At 34.3% G+C, this 18,060-nt stretch carries 15 protein-coding genes; 2 read left to right on the top strand and 13 right to left on the bottom strand.

The features are described 5' to 3' along the window. Positions 1–42 precede the first annotated feature (42 nt). Both C3L50_RS09075 and C3L50_RS09070 read left to right on the top strand, forming a co-directional pair. On the top strand, positions 43–996 hold the full coding sequence (locus C3L50_RS09075) for an alpha-E domain-containing protein (protein WP_103805859.1): 954 nt from the start codon (positions 43–45) through the stop codon (positions 994–996). A gap of 5 nt (positions 997–1,001) precedes the next feature. Further along, the gene (locus tag C3L50_RS09070; RefSeq protein WP_103805858.1) at positions 1,002–1,970 is read left to right on the top strand and encodes a transglutaminase family protein; all 969 of its coding nucleotides are present in this window, start codon (positions 1,002–1,004) and stop codon (positions 1,968–1,970) included. 70 nt (positions 1,971–2,040) lie between these two features. On the opposite strand, the gene C3L50_RS09065 is transcribed toward C3L50_RS09070, so the two are convergent. The 13 genes from C3L50_RS09065 to C3L50_RS09005 all read right to left on the bottom strand — a co-directional run bounded on the left by C3L50_RS09065 (position 2,041) and on the right by C3L50_RS09005 (position 17,977). Next, positions 2,041–3,372 (bottom strand): murein hydrolase activator EnvC family protein, encoded by a 1,332-nt coding sequence (locus tag C3L50_RS09065; protein WP_103805857.1) that lies wholly within the window; start codon positions 3,370–3,372, stop codon positions 2,041–2,043. A 23-nt stretch (positions 3,373–3,395) separates the two neighbouring features. Beyond that, positions 3,396–4,193 carry a DUF4292 domain-containing protein gene (locus C3L50_RS09060; protein WP_103805856.1) on the bottom strand — a complete coding sequence of 266 codons (798 nt, stop codon included), beginning with the start codon at positions 4,191–4,193 and terminating at the stop codon, positions 3,396–3,398. Between the two features lie 8 nt (positions 4,194–4,201). Continuing rightward, complete coding sequence (locus tag C3L50_RS09055; RefSeq protein WP_103805855.1) at positions 4,202–5,551, bottom strand: tetratricopeptide repeat protein; 1,350 nt, start codon at positions 5,549–5,551, stop codon at positions 4,202–4,204. Between the two features lie 36 nt (positions 5,552–5,587). Then, positions 5,588–6,091: an SseB family protein gene (locus C3L50_RS09050; protein ID WP_103805854.1), complete on the bottom strand. Its 504-nt coding sequence runs from the start codon at positions 6,089–6,091 to the stop codon at positions 5,588–5,590. 60 nt (positions 6,092–6,151) lie between these two features. Then, the gene (locus C3L50_RS09045; RefSeq protein ID WP_103805853.1) at positions 6,152–7,162 is read right to left on the bottom strand and encodes a sugar nucleotidyltransferase; all 1,011 of its coding nucleotides are present in this window, start codon (positions 7,160–7,162) and stop codon (positions 6,152–6,154) included. A 107-nt stretch (positions 7,163–7,269) separates the two neighbouring features. After that, complete coding sequence (gene dut, locus C3L50_RS09040; protein WP_103805852.1) at positions 7,270–7,704, bottom strand: dUTP diphosphatase; 435 nt, start codon at positions 7,702–7,704, stop codon at positions 7,270–7,272. Positions 7,705–7,712: 8 nt separating this feature from the next. Further along, complete coding sequence (locus C3L50_RS09035; protein WP_103805851.1) at positions 7,713–9,176, bottom strand: lipopolysaccharide biosynthesis protein; 1,464 nt, start codon at positions 9,174–9,176, stop codon at positions 7,713–7,715. Positions 9,177–9,367: 191 nt separating this feature from the next. Then, positions 9,368–10,996: a T9SS type A sorting domain-containing protein gene (locus C3L50_RS09030; RefSeq protein ID WP_103805850.1), complete on the bottom strand. Its 1,629-nt coding sequence runs from the start codon at positions 10,994–10,996 to the stop codon at positions 9,368–9,370. Positions 10,997–11,148: 152 nt separating this feature from the next. Continuing rightward, on the bottom strand, positions 11,149–14,154 hold the full coding sequence (locus C3L50_RS09025; protein WP_103805849.1) for a TonB-dependent receptor: 3,006 nt from the start codon (positions 14,152–14,154) through the stop codon (positions 11,149–11,151). A gap of 244 nt (positions 14,155–14,398) precedes the next feature. Further along, the gene (gene atpG / locus C3L50_RS09020; protein WP_103805848.1) at positions 14,399–15,259 is read right to left on the bottom strand and encodes an ATP synthase F1 subunit gamma; all 861 of its coding nucleotides are present in this window, start codon (positions 15,257–15,259) and stop codon (positions 14,399–14,401) included. Positions 15,260–15,344: 85 nt separating this feature from the next. Beyond that, complete coding sequence (gene atpA, locus C3L50_RS09015; RefSeq protein WP_103805847.1) at positions 15,345–16,922, bottom strand: F0F1 ATP synthase subunit alpha; 1,578 nt, start codon at positions 16,920–16,922, stop codon at positions 15,345–15,347. A gap of 16 nt (positions 16,923–16,938) precedes the next feature. Then, positions 16,939–17,475 (bottom strand): ATP synthase F1 subunit delta, encoded by a 537-nt coding sequence (gene atpH / locus C3L50_RS09010; RefSeq protein WP_103805846.1) that lies wholly within the window; start codon positions 17,473–17,475, stop codon positions 16,939–16,941. A gap of 1 nt (position 17,476) precedes the next feature. Continuing rightward, entirely contained in the window at positions 17,477–17,977 is a 501-nt protein-coding gene (locus C3L50_RS09005; protein ID WP_103805845.1) for a F0F1 ATP synthase subunit B, read from the bottom strand. Positions 17,978–18,060: the final 83 nt, after the last annotated feature.

The following is an 18,060-nucleotide window of genomic DNA, read 5'->3' as shown; positions in this document are numbered from 1 at the left end:
TTCAAGCGCTTACATTATACGATACATAAATAAAACATACAGATGAAAACAAATATGCTAAGTCGAGTTGCCGACGGAATGTTTTGGTTTAACAGATATATGGAAAGAGCCGATGGAATGTTACTCACACTTCACACTTTCTATATCTTGTCATTTGACAAAGAAATGAATGATTCTCAAGGATACAAACCTTTATTGGAATACTATACCGATTTGACAAAAGAACAAATAATTCAATCGCAATATGATTCAAATTTTGTGTTGAAATACATTATTTGCGACAATCAAAATGTGAATTCGGTTAAAAACCTAGTTAGAAAAGCCCGCGAAAATGCTAGAGGAGCTCAAGATAAAATAACCAAAGAACTTTGGGAACACATCAACTCTTTGTATCATTTTATGAATTCGCCCGATTTGCCAAGAAGATTAGAAACCTATGAAGCTCTTGATATTATTACAAGTCTCAAAAAAGATCTTTTGCTCTACAACGGAATTCTTCACGTAACAATGCCACGAGGTTTGGGCTGGTGTTTTTCTAGCGTTGGAAAAAACATTGAACGTTGCTTACACACCATTTCCTTAACTCAAGCTTATTACAAACCCATTAATTACAACCTTGAAGGAGAAGAAGATTTATTGTACTGGAGACGTTTGCTTTTATCTCTTTCAGGATACGAACAATATCTAAAAAGCTATAGCAACATTTCTCACAATAGAAAAGTAATACAACATGTGATATTTAATAAAGATTTTTCACATTCGGTTATTTATACGTTAGATTTAATTGACAAATATTTGGTTTCCTTATCTATTGACAATACTTCAAGCGAGGCCAGAACTCTTCAAAACCAATTTGGAAGACTAAAAAGTTTAATCAAATTTACCGACTATCACCACTTGAACGACGAACAATTAGACGAAGTTTTGAAGGATACCAAAAAACTATTGAATCAGTTTTCGAATGATTTTTCTAAATTATTTTTCTCCTATACCTAAAAAAAATGGCTGTATTCAAAATAATTCATACCACAAAATACCAATACAATTGGCCGATAAAAGAGAGCATCAACGAAATTCGTTTGTTTCCTCACAATTTTGAAAACCAAGAGGTATTGCAACATCAGCTTCTAATTACAAGCAATCCTATCGTTGAAGTCACAAAAGATTTTTATGGTAATAATGTTGGTAATTTTAACATTTTGGAACCACACAAAGAGATGATTATCGAATCTCGAATGATAGTAAAAGTCAATCATTCGCTCAAAATACCCGAAATTGACACGATTAAAGTTCAGGATTTGGATGTAGAGAAAGAAAAGAACAGTTATTTGCTTCGGCTTTGTTATCCAGAAAACATTTTGCAACAAAAGAAAATCACCTCTTATCTAAAAAAAATAAATGCCACCGAAATACCTATTATAGAAATTGCTCAAAAATGTAGCGAATACATCTATAAAAACTATACCTATACCAAAGGAATTACCAATATCGAAACGACTCTAGACGAAATACTAGTGCATAAAAAAGGCGTTTGTCAAGATTTTGCACACCTATTACTACAGTTTTTGCGCACTGCTGGAATTCCTTCAAGATATGTGAGTGGGTATGTTTGTCCAAACTCAACCGGTCTTAGAGGAGAAGGAGCAACTCATGCTTGGGTCGAATTTTATACTCCAAAACAAGGCTGGCTCGGAATTGATCCAACCAATAATATATGGGCGATGGACAATCACGTTAAACTTTCGGTTGGTCGTGATTTTAATGATTGTAGTCCCGTAAAAGGAACATTCAAAGGATATGCAAAACAAACCCTTTCGGTTAGCGTTTCGATAGGATATGAAGATGGAAGACAATTTGAAGAGGTAACCGATGTAAAACTCAAAAAACTTTCGGAAGAAGTACAAAGACAACTTGATCTTATAGAATATCAAATTATGGTGCAACAACGCCAACAGCAGCAGCAACAATAATTTTAAATATAACAAAGCGCCATTTTAATTTCGATTAAAATGGCGCTTTTTTTATGTCTAAATCTATGTATTACATATTAAACAACCAACTGGCTGGATTGTTATAGGTTGTGTTTTGTGAAATAGAAAACTTTAGAACCGTTTTTCCGCTATCTCCATTGGTTCTTATTTTTCCTAAATTTTGCTTAATATTAACTTTATCTCCCTGTCTCACATAGACTTCTCTTAGGTTTGTATAAACGGTGAAATAATCCCCATGTTGTATCACAACCGATTTATTTACAGGTGAAAAAATCTGAACACTGGTTACCTCTCCCGCAAATACGGCTCTTGCTGTTGCTCCTTGGTCGGTTGTGATTTCGACACCACTATTGTGAACCATTAATGAACTGATTACTGGATGTGGGTGATCTCCATAAGTCGAAGAAACAACTCCTTTTTCGACTGGCCAAGGCAATCTTCCTTTGTTGGCTTTGAAATTATCCGACAGTATTTTGGCTTCTGGAGTCAATTCTATTTTGGATGAAGAAACAGGCGCAGATGAGGAAACAATTGCTTTTGCACGTGTTTTTATTTCTTCTTTGGTATCTACTTTAGTGTTATTAGCTTTGGCTCTGGCCTCAGCTTCGGCTTTAGCTTTTTCCATCGCTTTTTCCATCGCTGCTTTTCTATTAGCTTCGGCTATGGCTTCCTTTATCAAACGATTAATTTGTCGGTCGATTGTTCTTGCTTCCTGTTGTTTTTTCTTGATTTCAGCAGCAATTTTATTTTTGTCTTTTTTAATAGAATTAACCACTTTTTGTTGCTCTTGCTTGTCTTTTAGTAACGACAATCTTTCTTTTTCGTTTTCTATAATCAGTTTTTGCTTGGCCGATTTTTGAACTCCTAATTTTTCGTTATGAATCGTTAATTGATTTGATTTTGATTTAATTTCTTCTCCCTGCATTTTCCTATAACCGGTATATTGTTTCATATACTGGGCTCTTTTGTAAGCTTGCAGAAAACTATTCGATGACAAAACAAACATCGCTCTGCTTTGTTGCGATCTACTTTTATAGGACTTTACAATCATCTCAGCATAATCTTGCTTCAAAACAGTAAGTTCTCGATTCAGTTTGTTAATTTGAAGTTGATTAATGTATATGTCGTTACTAAGCAACTTTGCCTGCTTTTCGGTAGTATTAATCAGTTTTTCTTTCAGCTTTATTTTATTGGCTTGAATAATAACAACATTTACAGCTGATTTTTCTTTTTTCTTTACCGATTGCAACAACTTTTCATTATCTCTAATTTCTTGTTGTATTTGGGCTTTTCGTTGTTCTAATTTTTCTTGCTGCGATTCTTGACTCCACAATAATGAAGTCACACAAATTAAAATCAGGCTTAGGAGAAATTTTGGCATAGTACAAATATGTTTGTGCAAATTTACTTAATTATAATTCTTTTATAATCATTTGGAACGCTATAAGGAAAAGAAAGTTCTTCATTGAAACTTACGGTGTTGTATTCTAAATTGATTTCGGCTTTTCCTTTCTTTTGATAAGTATCAATATTTATGTTCAACGGCAAAGTCATTTCTTTGAATTCTTTTGGATTGGAATACACAACCTGAATCATTCTTTCTTCTTTGGTTTGCGTGATTTCTTGTTTGTTCATCAAGAAACTATTGGCGTCAATATAAAAAGATTTCTTAAGGTTATCATCGGCCGTTTCGTCTAATCGATAGACTTGATTTTCTAATGATTCTGTAAATTTTCCTTCTTTCAAATTATCGATTGCTCTTCCCAACAACATATTTTGAACCTTACTAAAGTCTAAATCGGTGCCCAACAATTGGCTCAAAGCGCTGAAATCACCTTCATAATACGTGCTTTTCACTTTTTCGTAATAGCTCACTTTGGTTGGCGTAATCGAAGCTTTTGCCATTGTAATTCCCAAAAACCGTATGCTAATTAGAATTTGCTCGTCTTTTTTGAGTTTAATTTCGGCGGTTACATTCTGATTTTGTTTCTCACTAGCATATTGTACACTCGCTTTTATATATAATGTCGAAAAATCAGTTTTATTGTTGTAATAGTTTTCTATGATTTTATTGATGCTTTTTTTGTTTTCAGTTTTGGACACATCAACAGCTGCTGTTTTTGATTTACACGACACCAATGTTAATGAGCTGATGAAGCTAACCCAAAAAAAGGTTTTACAATTTTTAAAAAATCTATTCATTCTCTATCTTATTTTTTGGCTTTTAATAATTGATTGGCTTTAGAAAAATACATTTCTTTTTTCTTAAAATCTCCTAATCCGTTGTAGGCCTCGCCTAATTGTAAATTGAAATTAGCTTCCAAAATTACATCTTCTACCACAAAATCTATTCCTACTTCAAGCATTGTTGCGGCTTTTTTGTATTCTTTTAATTGGTTGTTTGCCAAACCCGAAAAATAATAAAATTGGGGTTGCGTTGGATAACTTTCGACCAAAGAAGATGCTTTCTTTTTTACAATCTCAAATTGTTTCGTTTCGACATAGGCCTGAAGCAAAAGTAAATTGGTTTCAACATCTTCATTAGAGCTGTTTTTTAAAGACAATTCATAATAGGTTATGGCTTTGTCCGATTGCTTTTTAGCGTGATAATATTTCCCAATTTCTTTGGCAACTTTTACATCTGAATCTTTATCAAAATAGGAAATTGCTTTCTCTAAATCTGGCGAATATTGAGGATTTGTGTTGACAAAATTCAAAAATTCATTCAAAACTCGATGTTTTATTTTAGAATCTATCTTGGAACTAGCCAAAACTATATTCATTGCCTTAATCGCATTTGGGCCTTCCTTTTTATCTAAATAAAATTTAAACAAACCCACTTGTGTCCACTCCGATTCTGGAATTTCAGCTTCCAATTTTTTAGTGATTTCTACTGCTTTTTGAGCTTCATTCTTCTCTGAATATAACTTAATTAAAGCCACATAATTGGACTCCACCTTTGGATTCAACTTAATTTGAGTCAATAAATTATCTATTTCAGCATTTTGAAATTTTCCTTGTGATAAAATTTGAGCTTTATACAAGTCGCGCATGTCCGATTTTCCAACTTTCTCATTCAACTCATTGATTAAAACGAGTGCTTTGTCAAATTGTTGCGTGTTCATATAAAGCGAAACCAAATCGTCTTTGTAAATTGGGTCAAACTCAATTAACTTATTGACAACAACAATGCACTGATTGTAATTCTTGGTTTGATAACAAACATCATACATTCCAACCCAAAACCATTTGTTTTTAGGATCAATTTGAGTTGCCTTATCGAATGAGGAATAGGCGTTTTCATATTGTTTTGAAGCTAAATAATTTCTTCCCATCTCAGAATGAACACTGGCTTCATTGGGTTTCAATTTCAAGCAATATCCCAATTCTGTAATAGCTTTGTCGTAATTCTCGATACCCTTTTGTTTCAAAGATTCATAAAAATGTTCCTCGAATTGGTCGGTTTCAGTCTTGATTTCCTCGGGTTCAGTTTGTGCCAATAACGATGCCGAATTGCAAAGCAAAACCAAGAACAAAAAGATGGAAACCGATTTTTTCATATTACATTAGCCAAATTTCTTGTGTCTTTTATGCATTTATTTTTTAAAATCTTCAAGAAAATTGTTGACTTGTTCATTATTCATTGTCCAAGGCTTTGAGCCTGGATTAATAACAATTCCATTGTAATCCTCCCCTAATTTAACAAATTCAAAAGCTTCAAAAGTATCCATTACAAAACCTCCAATGTTTTTGTCTGGTTCTTTAAGCCAAACATTAACTTCTTTCCAATCCGTAAAAAGTGGTAAGAATGCTTCACCATCTTCATTAAAGCAATTTAAAAACTTGAGTTTACTGTTTTGCTTAATAACAGTATTTTTACCATCTTGCTCAACTTCCATTTCATCATTATAAGAAAGCACAAGGAACTTGGCTTTCAATAATCCATTAATAAATTTTGTTAGATTATTTTCAGACTTATCTTGAATAAATAAATTCATTCCATCAATAAGTTCTGGGTTTTCTACTGGTATATTAATATCAAATTTTTCGTCTTCAGATATAATGTTTTTTTTGCCAAATATTTTTTTAAAAAAGCTCATTTATTATCATTGTTGATTTACTTGATATTCTTTCAAAACTTGTACACAACTAATAACCAATTACTCCAACACCGAATAATCGCCAATGCTAATGCTGGTAAAATTACCATCAAAACTAGCGTGGCTTCCTATCATTGCGTTGTCTAAATTAGCATTTTTTACATGCGAATGCGTTTGTACCAAACTGTTTTTTATAGAACTGTTGCTCACGTGACATGCATTCCCTAAAGATACATTTGGTCCAACGGTAGCATTGATTAAAATCACATTTTCACCAATATAACAAGGCGGAATGATAGTTGAGTTGTCTAGTTTTACGTTTTTGGCCACTAATTCTTCGCCATCTTGATTCAAAAATCCTAACATTCTAGAATTGGTTTCAACAGTAACATCTTTGTTGCCGCAATCCATCCACTCGGCCACTTCTCCGGGTACAAAAATCATACCTTTTGCCATCATTTGCTTGATTCCGTCGTTAATTTGGTATTCGCCACCGTTGATGATATTGTTGTCCAAAACCAATTGCAATTCGTTTTTCAAAACCGCAACATCTTTGAAATAATAAATCCCGATAACAGCAAGGTCAGATACAAATTCCTTCGGTTTTTCGACCAATTCAACGATTTGATTTTTTTCGTTCAAATTGACCACACCAAAAGCTTCGGGTTGATCTACTTTTTTTACCCAAATCACGCTGTCGGCATTTTGATCTAAATCAAAATCGGCACGAATTAAAGTATCAGCATAAGCAATTACGGCCGGTCCGCTCAGCGACTCTTTGGCACACATAATGGCGTGACCCGTTCCCAAGGCTTCGTTTTGGTAATAAATTGTCCCTTTTGAACCCAGTTTTTCGGCAATGGCGATTAAGTCTTCCTCTACTTTTTTGCCAAAACTTTCGTGAATGATAAAGGCAATTTCTTCTATATCTTGATTCAAAACTCCAGCAATGTCTTCTACTAATCGATGCACGATTGGTTTTCCAGCAATGGGAATTAAGGGTTTGGGAATGGTTAATGTGTGAGGTCTTAATCTGGAACCACGTCCAGCCATTGGTACTATTATTTTCATTTTTTAATTGTATTAAGATTTTAGTATCAAGTATTAAGACTAAACTAAATACTTTCAACTATTAATTTTATGTTTAAAACTGCTAACTGCGACTGAACACTAAACACTTACTTCACTCCCGTACTACCAAAACCGCCTTCTCCTCTTGAGGTTTCGGATAATTCCTGAACTTCAATCCAATCGGCTCTTTCGTGTTTCGCGATGATGAGTTGGGCGATGCGCTCTCCGTTTTCGACAACGAAAACTTCATTGGATAAATTCACCAAAATCACGCCAATTTCGCCACGATAATCGGCATCGACAGTTCCTGGTGAATTGAGAACGGTAATTCCTTTTTTGGCTGCCAAGCCGCTTCTTGGTCTCACTTGCGCTTCGTAACCAATAGACAATTCGATGAAAAGACCTGTTTTTACGATAGTTCTTTCCAACGGTTTCAAGGTTATGGATTCGGTTAGATTAGCACGCAAATCCATTCCTGCCGAGGCTATGGTTTCGTAATTAGGTAAATCGTGTTGCGATTTGTTGATGATGTTGATTTTCATTCTAATTTTTATTTTTTTCGTTTTAGGATACCCAAAATTGTTGCTTTCTCGTTGTGATACACAAAATACATAAACGCTAGTAATAACGGAATTCCAACGAAATAATTTTCACGAAATCCGTAGAAATAAATCACAGAAAACAAGATGGACAAGCCCAGATAACCACCAATTTTTTCCATATCATACGGAATGGGATAATATTTATTCCCTAGAACGTAGGAGATAATCATCATACTTCCGTAGGCCGCAATGGTGGCAATTGCCGAACCATAATAGCTGTATTTTGGAATTAAAAGATAGTTTAAAACTAAAGTTAATATCGCTCCAACTATAGAAATATAAGCACCAATATGCGTTTTATCAGTCAGTTTATACCAAACAGAAAGGTTGTTGTAAATGCCTAGACAAAAGTTAGCTAAAATAATTAACGGCACGACTTTCATGGCTTCCCAATAGGATTTGTTGTCGAGCAATAGATATTTTAAAACATCGGCAAAAACGATAACTCCTAATAGAATTAATGAGCCTAAAATGACAAAATATTTGGTAATCACGGCATACGTTTGTGGGGCATTTTCGCTTGACGAATGACTAAAAAAGAAGGGTTCGATTCCTAAACGGAAAGCGGTGGCAAACAAAACCATAAACAATCCGAGTTTGTAACAGGCCGAATAAGCCCCAACTTCGGATTTTGCAATATTTTCGGGGAGTAAATATCCCAATAGAATTTTATCGAAATGTTCGTTGACCGCAAAAGCGATTCCTGCTACAAGAATGGGCAGTCCGTATTTCATCATTTTTTTCCAAAGTTCCTTGTCGAATTTTCGGTTCAACGAAAAATAATTGGGCGAAAGCACCACCAATGTTAGCAAACTAGCTAATAAATTAGCAATGAATATATACCCTATTTCGGAATGCTCTACATATAAATTATCGAAAAAAGAATGAGGATTGTCTGCTGCTAATTGTGGCAAAAACACTAAAAAGAAAATGTTGAGAATCAAGTTGACTATCACGTTTCCTATCTTAATAACAGCATACATTATCGGACGTTGATTGGCTCGCAATTTTGAAAACGGAATAATCACCAAGGCATCCAATGCCAAAATCCAAATGGAATAGGTAATGTATTGTACATCGACATTGGCAAATGAAGCCAAGGAATTCCTAAAAATCAAGGCTCCAAAAAGGAAGAAAATAGTGGACCAAAATATAGAAATGGTAGAAGTTGCAATTACATTTTGCTTATCGGTTTCGGAATTATAAAAACGAAAAAATCCGGTTTCCATTCCGTAGGACAAAATCACGTTGAAGAATACCATCCAAGACAAAAGAATGGAAACTTCACCATAATCGGTTGTGGGTAAAATGCCAGTATATAATCGAACTAACAGAAAGCTGAGCATTCGCGGCAATACTGTGGCAAGTCCGTAAATGGCTGTTTGTTTGAAAAGGTTTTTATATAATCCCAAGGTGTGGCTTTTAATTTTTATGAGACAAAAATAACCATTTCTTTGGTTTAATGCTGATTTTGTTTCTTCAATATATTTAGGAATTATTTTGAACTTGTCGTCAAATGCCCAAGTTTTGAAATTGAGTTTCTTTGCTTAACTAAAAAAGTCTCGCAAATGCGAGACTTTTTAGATTTATAAAACGGTTTGAATTATTTTTTGATAACCTTAACTGATTTATTGATGTCTCCTTGTTTCAAAACCAGGATGTAAACACCTGCATTATAATTGTTACCCATTTCTTGGTCATTAATGTCTGCATATTTAACATTAATAGATTCTACTAATTTCCCTGTAATGTCATAAGTAGCTACTTTTACATCTTCGTTGCTTGAAGAACTGTAATTTAGTTTGAAACTGTTTACTACTGGATTTGGATAAACTTCCAAAGAAAATTCAGCGTTCGAAACAAATTTATCTGTTCCCAAATTAGTAAAATCAGCACCTGATAAAGCGATAGAACCTACTGCTGGTCTGTAATCTAATCCTGTGTAAAGACTTCCGTCTGTTGTGTTGTATGGCAATGTCAATAATCCAGCGCTAGCCGTTTGACTTGTGTTGTTGTTATTTGTAAACCAAGTAGCCACGTCGAAAGTAGTTGCTGGAGATTCTACTTTTACAGCTACTTTTGCTGCTGCTGTACCTGCAATAATATTGCTTTTAAATTTTAAAGTATTGTTCGTAGCATTTGTTATGGTAGTAGTTCCATCCACAACAAGTCCATCAACAAAATCCATAAAAATAGAATTGTAAACTTGAAGTTGTGTATTTCTTCTTAAGTGTGCTCCTCTTCTATGTCTAATGGCCAAAGCTCCTCCTCCTGGCAAAGTGGCTCTATATGAAGGTCCTATCAAAGTACAGTTAGAGAAAATGGCTCTTGTAAAACTAGTTCCAGCCGTGCTTGTTGAATTGTTATCCGACTCAAAACAGTTAGAGTCTGAAGAATCTGCAATAGCTGGTTCTTTGATAGCCAAACAAAATTGTACGCTTCCGCTAAAACCATTATCGGTATCAAAATCATCGTCTAAGCCTCTATAAGCAACTAAGTGAGAACAATTTACAGCTCCACCAAACCATTCGAAAGAATCATCATTGGCATAAGAAACTTGAACATAATCAATTGTTGTTCCTTTACCAACAGCTCCCATTGTTAAACCATTAATCTCTGTATTACTTCCTGCAGCTCCATAAGTATAACCAGCAAACTCTATTCTTACATATTTCAAAGAACCTGAATTGTCATTATCATCTGGCGTAGCACCTCCACCATATTGTGTGTCGGTTGTTGGTGCGATACCTTCAATATTATTTACTCCGCCATTGATATTGTAAGATCCTTTACCCATCAAAATAACACCTCCCCAATCACCTCTGCTTCTATTCCCTTCAGAATAACCAGACGTAAAAACAATTGGGCTGGCAGCGGTCCCTTCAGCCATTAGTTTTGCTCCTTTAGTGATAAACAAACCTGCTCCAGGTGCAGTACTACGAATAATTACTCCTGGCTCAATAGTTAAAGTAGCATTATTTTTGACATAAATTTGTCCTCCTAAAGAATAAGTGTTTCCAGCTGTCCAAGTAGTATTGGTAGTAATATCAGTAGAAATAGTTACGGTTGGTGTTGGATACACTTTGTTTTGAGGGTCATATTCTGTCCAAATATCTGTCCACATAGCAGCTGGAGCTGGTGCAAATGCCCCTCTGTAAGTAGTAGTAATAATTTGAGAAAAACCAGTAAATGTTACTAGTAATAACATCGAAAATAAGTAATTTTTTTTCATTTTTTGTTTGTTTAAATTATGTAGCAATATTAAGATGGTGATGTAAATATTGGGTAAACTAAAAGTTATAAAAAAGACACTATTATGTTATGTAAACATTAAGAGCCTGTTTTATAAAAAACAGGCTCTTAGAGTTTTAAGTATGTAAGTTCTTAGAAAGAGTACGTTAAAGTGAAAGAATAGGTGGAACCAAATTTGATTCTTGCATTCAAATCATCATAACTACTATCATAGCCATTCTTATTTTGTGAATCTCCTAAAATCATTTTGTTGGTAAACGCTTTAAATCCTTTGACCTGATTTGCTGTGGAAGATAATTCATAATTGTTTTGATACAAAATCAAATCTTGGGCCAATGCGTTTTGAAGGTTTATTTTGAATTCAAGCTTTTTATTAAATAATGTTTTAGCTAACTGCAGGTCTAATAAAGTTCTGGCTTTTTCCCAAAACCCTGCCACCGGATTACCTAATGTTTGATTCGCGTGAATAGAAATTCTATCTCCTATTCGGTTCAAATTGGCTGAAAACGACCAGCCAGCCTCAGTATTTGTGTATAGTATTCCCGCATTTAGAACAAAGGGTGACTGGCCTTGCATTGGAGTATCTTCAATTGCATATGGTGTTTCAAACAAATTAGAAATATCTACCTTTGAACGAATTACAGCAAGATTAGCATAAAGAGTCAAATCATCAAAAAATTTGCGTTCCTTCATCCCTGTCATTGTACTTAATAAGGATCTAAATTCAAACTCTACACCATAATCGGTTCCGCTTTTGGCGTTTTTATATATATTCGAGTTATTGGCCAAGGCTTGTAATTCGATTGGATTCTTAAAGTCTTTATAAAACGCAGACACTGAAAACAGCTGCCCTTTTCCTGGAAAAAACTCGTATCTCAAATCGGCATTGTATATTTCGGTGATTTTCAGTTCTGGATTACCAGATGTATTGAATCTGGTTTCGTTATCAAAGAATAAAAAAGGAGCTAATTCTCTAAACTCAGGTCTATTCAATGTTTTTGAACCACTTAATCTTATATTTTGATTTTTAGTGAGTTTATAAATAAAGTTTATAGAAGGCAACACATCAAATTGTTTGTCTTCAACAGTTATTGGTGTGTTTTCAATAGTTTTAGAATTCAAAAATTGATAATAATTCTCTACACGAACACCCCAAACCACTCTTAGTTTTTTAAACACATTATCAATCATCAAATAACCGGCATCCAAATTTGACTCTGCATCATAAGTGTCACTTCCTTTTGTACCGTCATAAAGAGTCAATCCACTTACTTTTGGTGAAGTTGACAAAATCCCCATATTCGAAGAATTAAACATAGTTTCACTTGGCAATACCGTAATTGATGGCGAAACAGTTTCATATCTTACTCCTCCAACTGTTCCATTAAAAGGAATGTAACCCAATTGGCGAGCTTCAAATTTTCGGTTTCGAGATTGAGTAATTCCCCCTATTTTAAAATCGGCTGAAAAATCATCTGAAAAATTTATCTTCTTACTCACATCAATTTTAGTACTAAAGATAAATTCTTTGTTTAATGATGTAAAAATAGAACCTGGACTATCCTTACCTACAACACCAATAATAAAGTTGGCTGTTGGTACTGATTGGGTTCCATCTGAAAATTGAATATATTCATAAGTATTTCTTCTTTCGCTTGGAATATCCCTTTTTATATTGCTATAGGAACCTACCCAGTTAATTTTAATTTTGCTGTCAGGTAAAAAATGCTCTCCTATAAGTTGACCAGTATAAATATTGTTCCTAGAAAAAAATCGGTTGGTCGAAATCAACATTATTGGCTCAACATCTGTTACGTTTTTAGTACCAAATCTATCCGTAAATCTAGTTTCGGTATTGACACTGTATAAATTTTTGAAACTAAATTTATTGTTAGTATTCATTTTTAAAGTAAGATTCAAAATAGCACCACTAAGTCTTTGTGTAGTATAACTTTTATCTGAAAAATCTTCTCTTAAGTCATTTGCAACTTCATAAAATTTCTGAGTTCTATCTGCATAAACATTAGATACATTGTTCGTTACAGAAGCTAATAAACCTAGACTTTGGTCTCCATTGAATTTAAAATAACGACCAAGACTTAACTGAAAACTAGTATTTGGGTCGAATTGATCTTCTTTAGTTCCCCAATCCGTTTGGTATTTTTTAGACAAATCATCAATAGCCAAAATATTGTTCTCTGTTTTAGGAGGTTTTTGTAATTCAAACATAACTGCTGAACTCGGAAAATAAGAAGGTAATCCCACTTTGGCATCATTTGCTTTAATTTGTGTTTTACCGGTGGTCACTGTATTGTATCCCCCACCGATAGACAGAGTTTGAAAATCTTTATCTGGTGCCATTTTAGTGTTAATCTCAATAACTCCTCCTGCAAACTCTCCAGGCAAATCGGGAGATGCTGTTTTATTAATAATTAAATTATCGAGCATATTGGTTGGAAAAATATCAAAAGAAAAAGCTTTCCTATCGGGTTCTGTACTAGGCAATGGCGAACCGTTCAAATAAGTGGTGTTGTATCGGTCATTTAAACCTCGTATTACAATAAATTTATTGTTTTGAATACTGGCCCCACTAATACGTCTTAATGCATCAGAGGCTGTTTTGTCTGGTGTCCTTTTGATGCTTTCGGCCGAAATTCCGTCAGAAACTCGAACACTGGTTTTTTGCATTGTTAAAAGCGACTGTACTGATTCTGCCTTTGCTTTAACGGTTGTTTTTACAATAACTTCGTCTAATGTACCGTTCATTTCAGCCAAAGAAACCGTTAATACTGTGGCTTCTTTATCTATCACTTCAACATCGGAAACAATTTTGGTTGAAAATGAGAAAAACGAAAACTCTAAATTGTATTTACCAGCTGGCATTTTTCTAAAATAAAATTTACCTTCAGCATCGGTAGTAGTAGAAAATTTAGTGTCTTTTATTACAACCAGAACGCCTGGCAAAGGTTTTCCTGTAGATTCTTCGATTACGGTTCCTTTTATAATAGAAGCATCATCTATATTGGTGTGAATTGTCACATCTGCTACAAGATTGTCTGATAATTCAGCTACGATAGCATTTTGTGAATAAACAGAAGTGGCTAAAAATAAAAATCCGATAAGTTTTGATAATTTCATTGAACTATTTTTGATTAAAAATTGCTAGAATTTCACGGCAAAAATACTTTGAAACTAAATTTTGAATGTTACTGATAGATTAACAAATTTCTCTAAAATTCATCCAACGTTAAGTTATGGTTAGATAAACGATAAGTATGTGTTGATTTCTTTCTAAATTAAATATTATGTAAATTTTCTGTCATTAAATCAAAAAAAAAGTCCCACAAATTGCGGGACTTTTAAATGTATATTGAATAAATAATTATCCTTTCAAAGCTTCTGCTCCACCAACAATCTCTAAGATTTCGTTAGTAATCGCCGCTTGACGGGCTTTGTTGTAAGTCAATTTCAATTGATCTCTCAATTCGGTTGCGTTGTCTGTTGCTTTGTGCATGGCAGTCATACGCGCTCCGTGTTCAGATGCAAATGAATCTCTAACTCCTTTGTATAATTGTGTTTTCAATGATTTTGGAATCAAGGTCAACACGATTTCTTCTTTTGATGGTTCAAAAATATAATCACCTGTTGAAGCTGGCTTATCTGATTGTATTGGAGCTAACGGTAAAAATTGTTCAACTTGAACGATTTGAGTCGCTGCATTTTTAAATTGATTGTAAACCAATTCGATTTTGTCATACTCTCCAGAAACAAATTTTTGAGTCAATACTTCAGCAATAACGGTAACATTTTCGAAAGTTAATGCATCAAAAACCTGACTTTGATTGTCAACAACAGTGTGTGTTTTGCTCAATAAATCATTTCCTTTTTTACCAATGGCAAAAACATCAACTTGTTTTCCAGCATAAAAATCGGAACGGTTTTTAACTTCTTTGATTACATTGGTATTAAAAGCGCCACACAAACCTCTATTAGAAGTGATCGCTACAACCAATATTTTTTTAAGTTCACGTTGTTTGGTGAATTCTCCTCCTGCATCTCCATCAAGAGTTGCCGAAAGATTTTGCAATAATTCCGTTAGTTTTTCGGCATAAGGTCGCATGGCTGTGATGGCGTCTTGAGCCTTCTTCAACTTTGCTGCAGAAACCATTTTCATCGCAGCAGTAATCTGCATCGTCGATGAAATGGAAGTAATTCTATTACGGATTTCCTTTAAATTTGCCATTTTATTATGGGTATTGGGTTGTTTGGTTTTAGGTCTTGGTTTATTAGAATTAACTATAACCCAAAACCTAAAGCCTAGAACCTAATTAGTTATATTTCGCTGAAACTTCTTTAGCTGCTGCTTCTAACACGTCTGTGATTTCGTCAGTCAGTTTACCTGCTTTTAATGCATCAAGAGTAGCTCTGTTTTTGTTGTTCAAGAATTCTAAGTAATCTTTTTCGAATTCTTTTACTTTATCAACAGGAACGTTTCTCAACAAGTTTTTAGAACCTGCATAGATGATGGCAGTTTGGTTTTCAACTGTATAAGGGTCGTTTAGATTTTGTTTCAAAATCTCTACGTTTCTTTTTCCTTTTTCAATTACGTTCAAAGTAACGGCATCCAAATCAGAACCAAATTTAGCAAACGCTTCCAATTCACGGAATTGTGCTTGGTCTAATTTTAATGTACCAGCTACTTTTTTCATTGATTTAATTTGAGCATTACCTCCAACACGAGATACAGAAATACCTACGTTAATCGCTGGACGAACCCCTGAGTTAAACAAATCTCCATCCAAGAAAATCTGACCATCAGTAATAGAAATTACGTTAGTTGGGATGTATGCAGAAACGTCACCAGCCTGAGTTTCGATAATTGGTAAAGCAGTCAATGAACCACCACCTTTTACGATACCTTTTAAAGAATCTGGTAAATCGTTCATATCTTTTGCGATACTGTCATCAGCAATTACTTTACAAGCTCTTTCCAATAAACGAGAGTGTAAGTAGAAAACGTCTCCAGGATATGCCTCACGTCCCGGTGGTCTTCTTAATAAAAGAGAAACCTCACGGTAAGCAACGGCTTGTTTAGATAAATCATCATAAACAATCAAAGCTGGACGACCAGAATCTCTGAAATATTCTCCAATTGCAGCACCTGCCATAGGAGCATATACTTGCATTGGAGCTGGATCAGAAGCATTAGCAGCAACAATAACTGTATAAGCCATTGCTCCTTTTTCTTCTAACATTTTTGCAATTCCTGCTACCGTTGACGCTTTTTGTCCAATGGCAACATAGATACAAAATACAGGTTTTCCTGCATCATAAAATTCTTTTTGATTCAAGATAGTATCGATACAAACAGTTGATTTACCTGTTTGACGGTCACCAATAACTAACTCACGTTGTCCACGACCTACTGGAATCATTGCATCTACTGCTTTGATACCTGTTTGTAATGGTTCGGTAACTGGCTGACGGAAGATAACTCCAGGAGCTTTTCTTTCTAATGGCATTTCGAATAATTCACCACCGATTGGTCCTTTACCATCAATTGGTTGACCTAAAGTGTTTACTACACGACCCACCATTCCTTCTCCAGTTTTAAGAGAGGCGATACGTTGTGTTCTTTTTACAGTTGAACCTTCTTTGATTCCTGTTGATGGTCCTAAAAGTACCACCCCAACATTGTCTTCTTCAAGATTCAAAACGATTGCTTCCAATCCGTTTTCGAATTCAACTAATTCACCGTATTGAACGTTTGATAGCCCATAAACAAGAGCAATACCATCTCCAACTTGAAGTACAGAACCTACTTCTTCTAATGTAGCACCAGATTCAAAACCTTCTACTTGCTTTCTTAATATTGCTGAAATCTCAGCAGGTTTAATTTCCGCCATAATTATTTATAAATAACTAGTTACTTAATTCTCTTTTTAATACTTGTAATCTGTCGGCAATAGAAGCATTGTATTGCTTATCGCCTATTCTTAAAATAAATCCTCCAATAATAGCAGGATCTACTATGTTTTCAATTGTAATTTTTTTGCTTGATGAAATGGTTGCAATTTTAGCCAAAACTTTAGCTTCTAATGCGGCATCCATCGGAACGGCTGTAGTAACTTTTGCTGTTTCAACACCATTAATAATATCAAACAATTTGTTGTATTCTACTGCAATGCTATCCAAAATTCCGAATCTTTTGTTTTCCAATAACAATTGAAAAATACTTTGGGTAACTGGATTAACAGAAGCAAAAACTTCTGAAACAACATCCTTTTTATTCTCCGTTCTTACAAGCGGATTTTGGATAAAAGAATTCAATTCTGAATTCGATTGTATTGTTGATGCAATCAATGCCATATCGGCGCTTACCTCAGAAGTAGCATTTTTTGAATTTGCTATTTCTAAAATGGCTTTTGCATAACGAATTGCTGCTCTTGTACTTGCCATATTAGTTTAATTTAGCATCGCCTAACATTTTTTCCACTAATTTTACTTGAGCTTCTTTGTTAGATAATTCGTCTTTTAATAATTTTTCGGCTATTTGAAGTGACAAAGTAGAAACTTGAAGTTTCAATTCGGCCACAGCAGCATTTTTCTCGCTTTCGATAGCAGCTTTTGCTTGTTCGATCATTTTTTGACCTTGAGCTTGAGCTTCATTTTTAGCATCGGCAACCATTTTTTCTTTCATATCGCGAGCATCTTTCAATAAGGCATCACGCTCTAATCTTGCTTCTTGCAAAATACGTTGATTGTCTGATTGAAGATTTTGCATTTCTTTTCTAGCGTTGTCGGCAGAAAGCAAGGCATTTTTTATTCCTTCTTCTCTTTCGTTAACAGCATCCAAAATTGGTTTCCAAGCAAATTTTTTCAATAAGAAAATTAATCCTACGAAAATAATGGCGTTCCAAAAAAACAATCCAAACCCGAAATCTTCCCACAATTTTTCCATCTTAATTTAAGTATAATTTATATTGTAACAATGTGTGTTTTTAAAATTAAAACAAAAGCTGCAACCAACCGTTACAGCTTTTG

The organism is Flavobacterium alvei, from assembly GCF_002920895.1.
GTDB lineage: Bacteria > Bacteroidota > Bacteroidia > Flavobacteriales > Flavobacteriaceae > Flavobacterium > Flavobacterium alvei.
The sequence above is the reverse complement of the archived record's forward strand: the minus strand, read 5'-3'. Positions and strand labels throughout refer to the sequence as shown.

What these genes read in the sequence shown, in the direction of transcription:
- C3L50_RS09075 (WP_103805859.1), top strand. Translation starts at nt 43, where the DNA reads ATGAAAACAAATATGCTAAGTCGAGTTGCCGACGGAATGTTTTGGTTT.
- C3L50_RS09070 (WP_103805858.1), top strand. Translation starts at nt 1,002, where the DNA reads ATGGCTGTATTCAAAATAATTCATACCACAAAATACCAATACAATTGG.
- C3L50_RS09065 (WP_103805857.1), bottom strand. Translation starts at nt 3,372, where the DNA reads ATGCCAAAATTTCTCCTAAGCCTGATTTTAATTTGTGTGACTTCATTA.
- C3L50_RS09060 (WP_103805856.1), bottom strand. Translation starts at nt 4,193, where the DNA reads ATGAATAGATTTTTTAAAAATTGTAAAACCTTTTTTTGGGTTAGCTTC.
- C3L50_RS09055 (WP_103805855.1), bottom strand. Translation starts at nt 5,551, where the DNA reads ATGAAAAAATCGGTTTCCATCTTTTTGTTCTTGGTTTTGCTTTGCAAT.
- C3L50_RS09050 (WP_103805854.1), bottom strand. Translation starts at nt 6,091, where the DNA reads ATGAGCTTTTTTAAAAAAATATTTGGCAAAAAAAACATTATATCTGAA.
- C3L50_RS09045 (WP_103805853.1), bottom strand. Translation starts at nt 7,162, where the DNA reads ATGAAAATAATAGTACCAATGGCTGGACGTGGTTCCAGATTAAGACCT.
- dut (WP_103805852.1), bottom strand. Translation starts at nt 7,704, where the DNA reads ATGAAAATCAACATCATCAACAAATCGCAACACGATTTACCTAATTAC.
- C3L50_RS09030 (WP_103805850.1), bottom strand. Translation starts at nt 10,996, where the DNA reads ATGAAAAAAAATTACTTATTTTCGATGTTATTACTAGTAACATTTACT.
- C3L50_RS09025 (WP_103805849.1), bottom strand. Translation starts at nt 14,154, where the DNA reads ATGAAATTATCAAAACTTATCGGATTTTTATTTTTAGCCACTTCTGTT.
- atpG (WP_103805848.1), bottom strand. Translation starts at nt 15,259, where the DNA reads ATGGCAAATTTAAAGGAAATCCGTAATAGAATTACTTCCATTTCATCG.
- atpA (WP_103805847.1), bottom strand. Translation starts at nt 16,922, where the DNA reads ATGGCGGAAATTAAACCTGCTGAGATTTCAGCAATATTAAGAAAGCAA.
- atpH (WP_103805846.1), bottom strand. Translation starts at nt 17,475, where the DNA reads ATGGCAAGTACAAGAGCAGCAATTCGTTATGCAAAAGCCATTTTAGAA.
- C3L50_RS09005 (WP_103805845.1), bottom strand. Translation starts at nt 17,977, where the DNA reads ATGGAAAAATTGTGGGAAGATTTCGGGTTTGGATTGTTTTTTTGGAAC.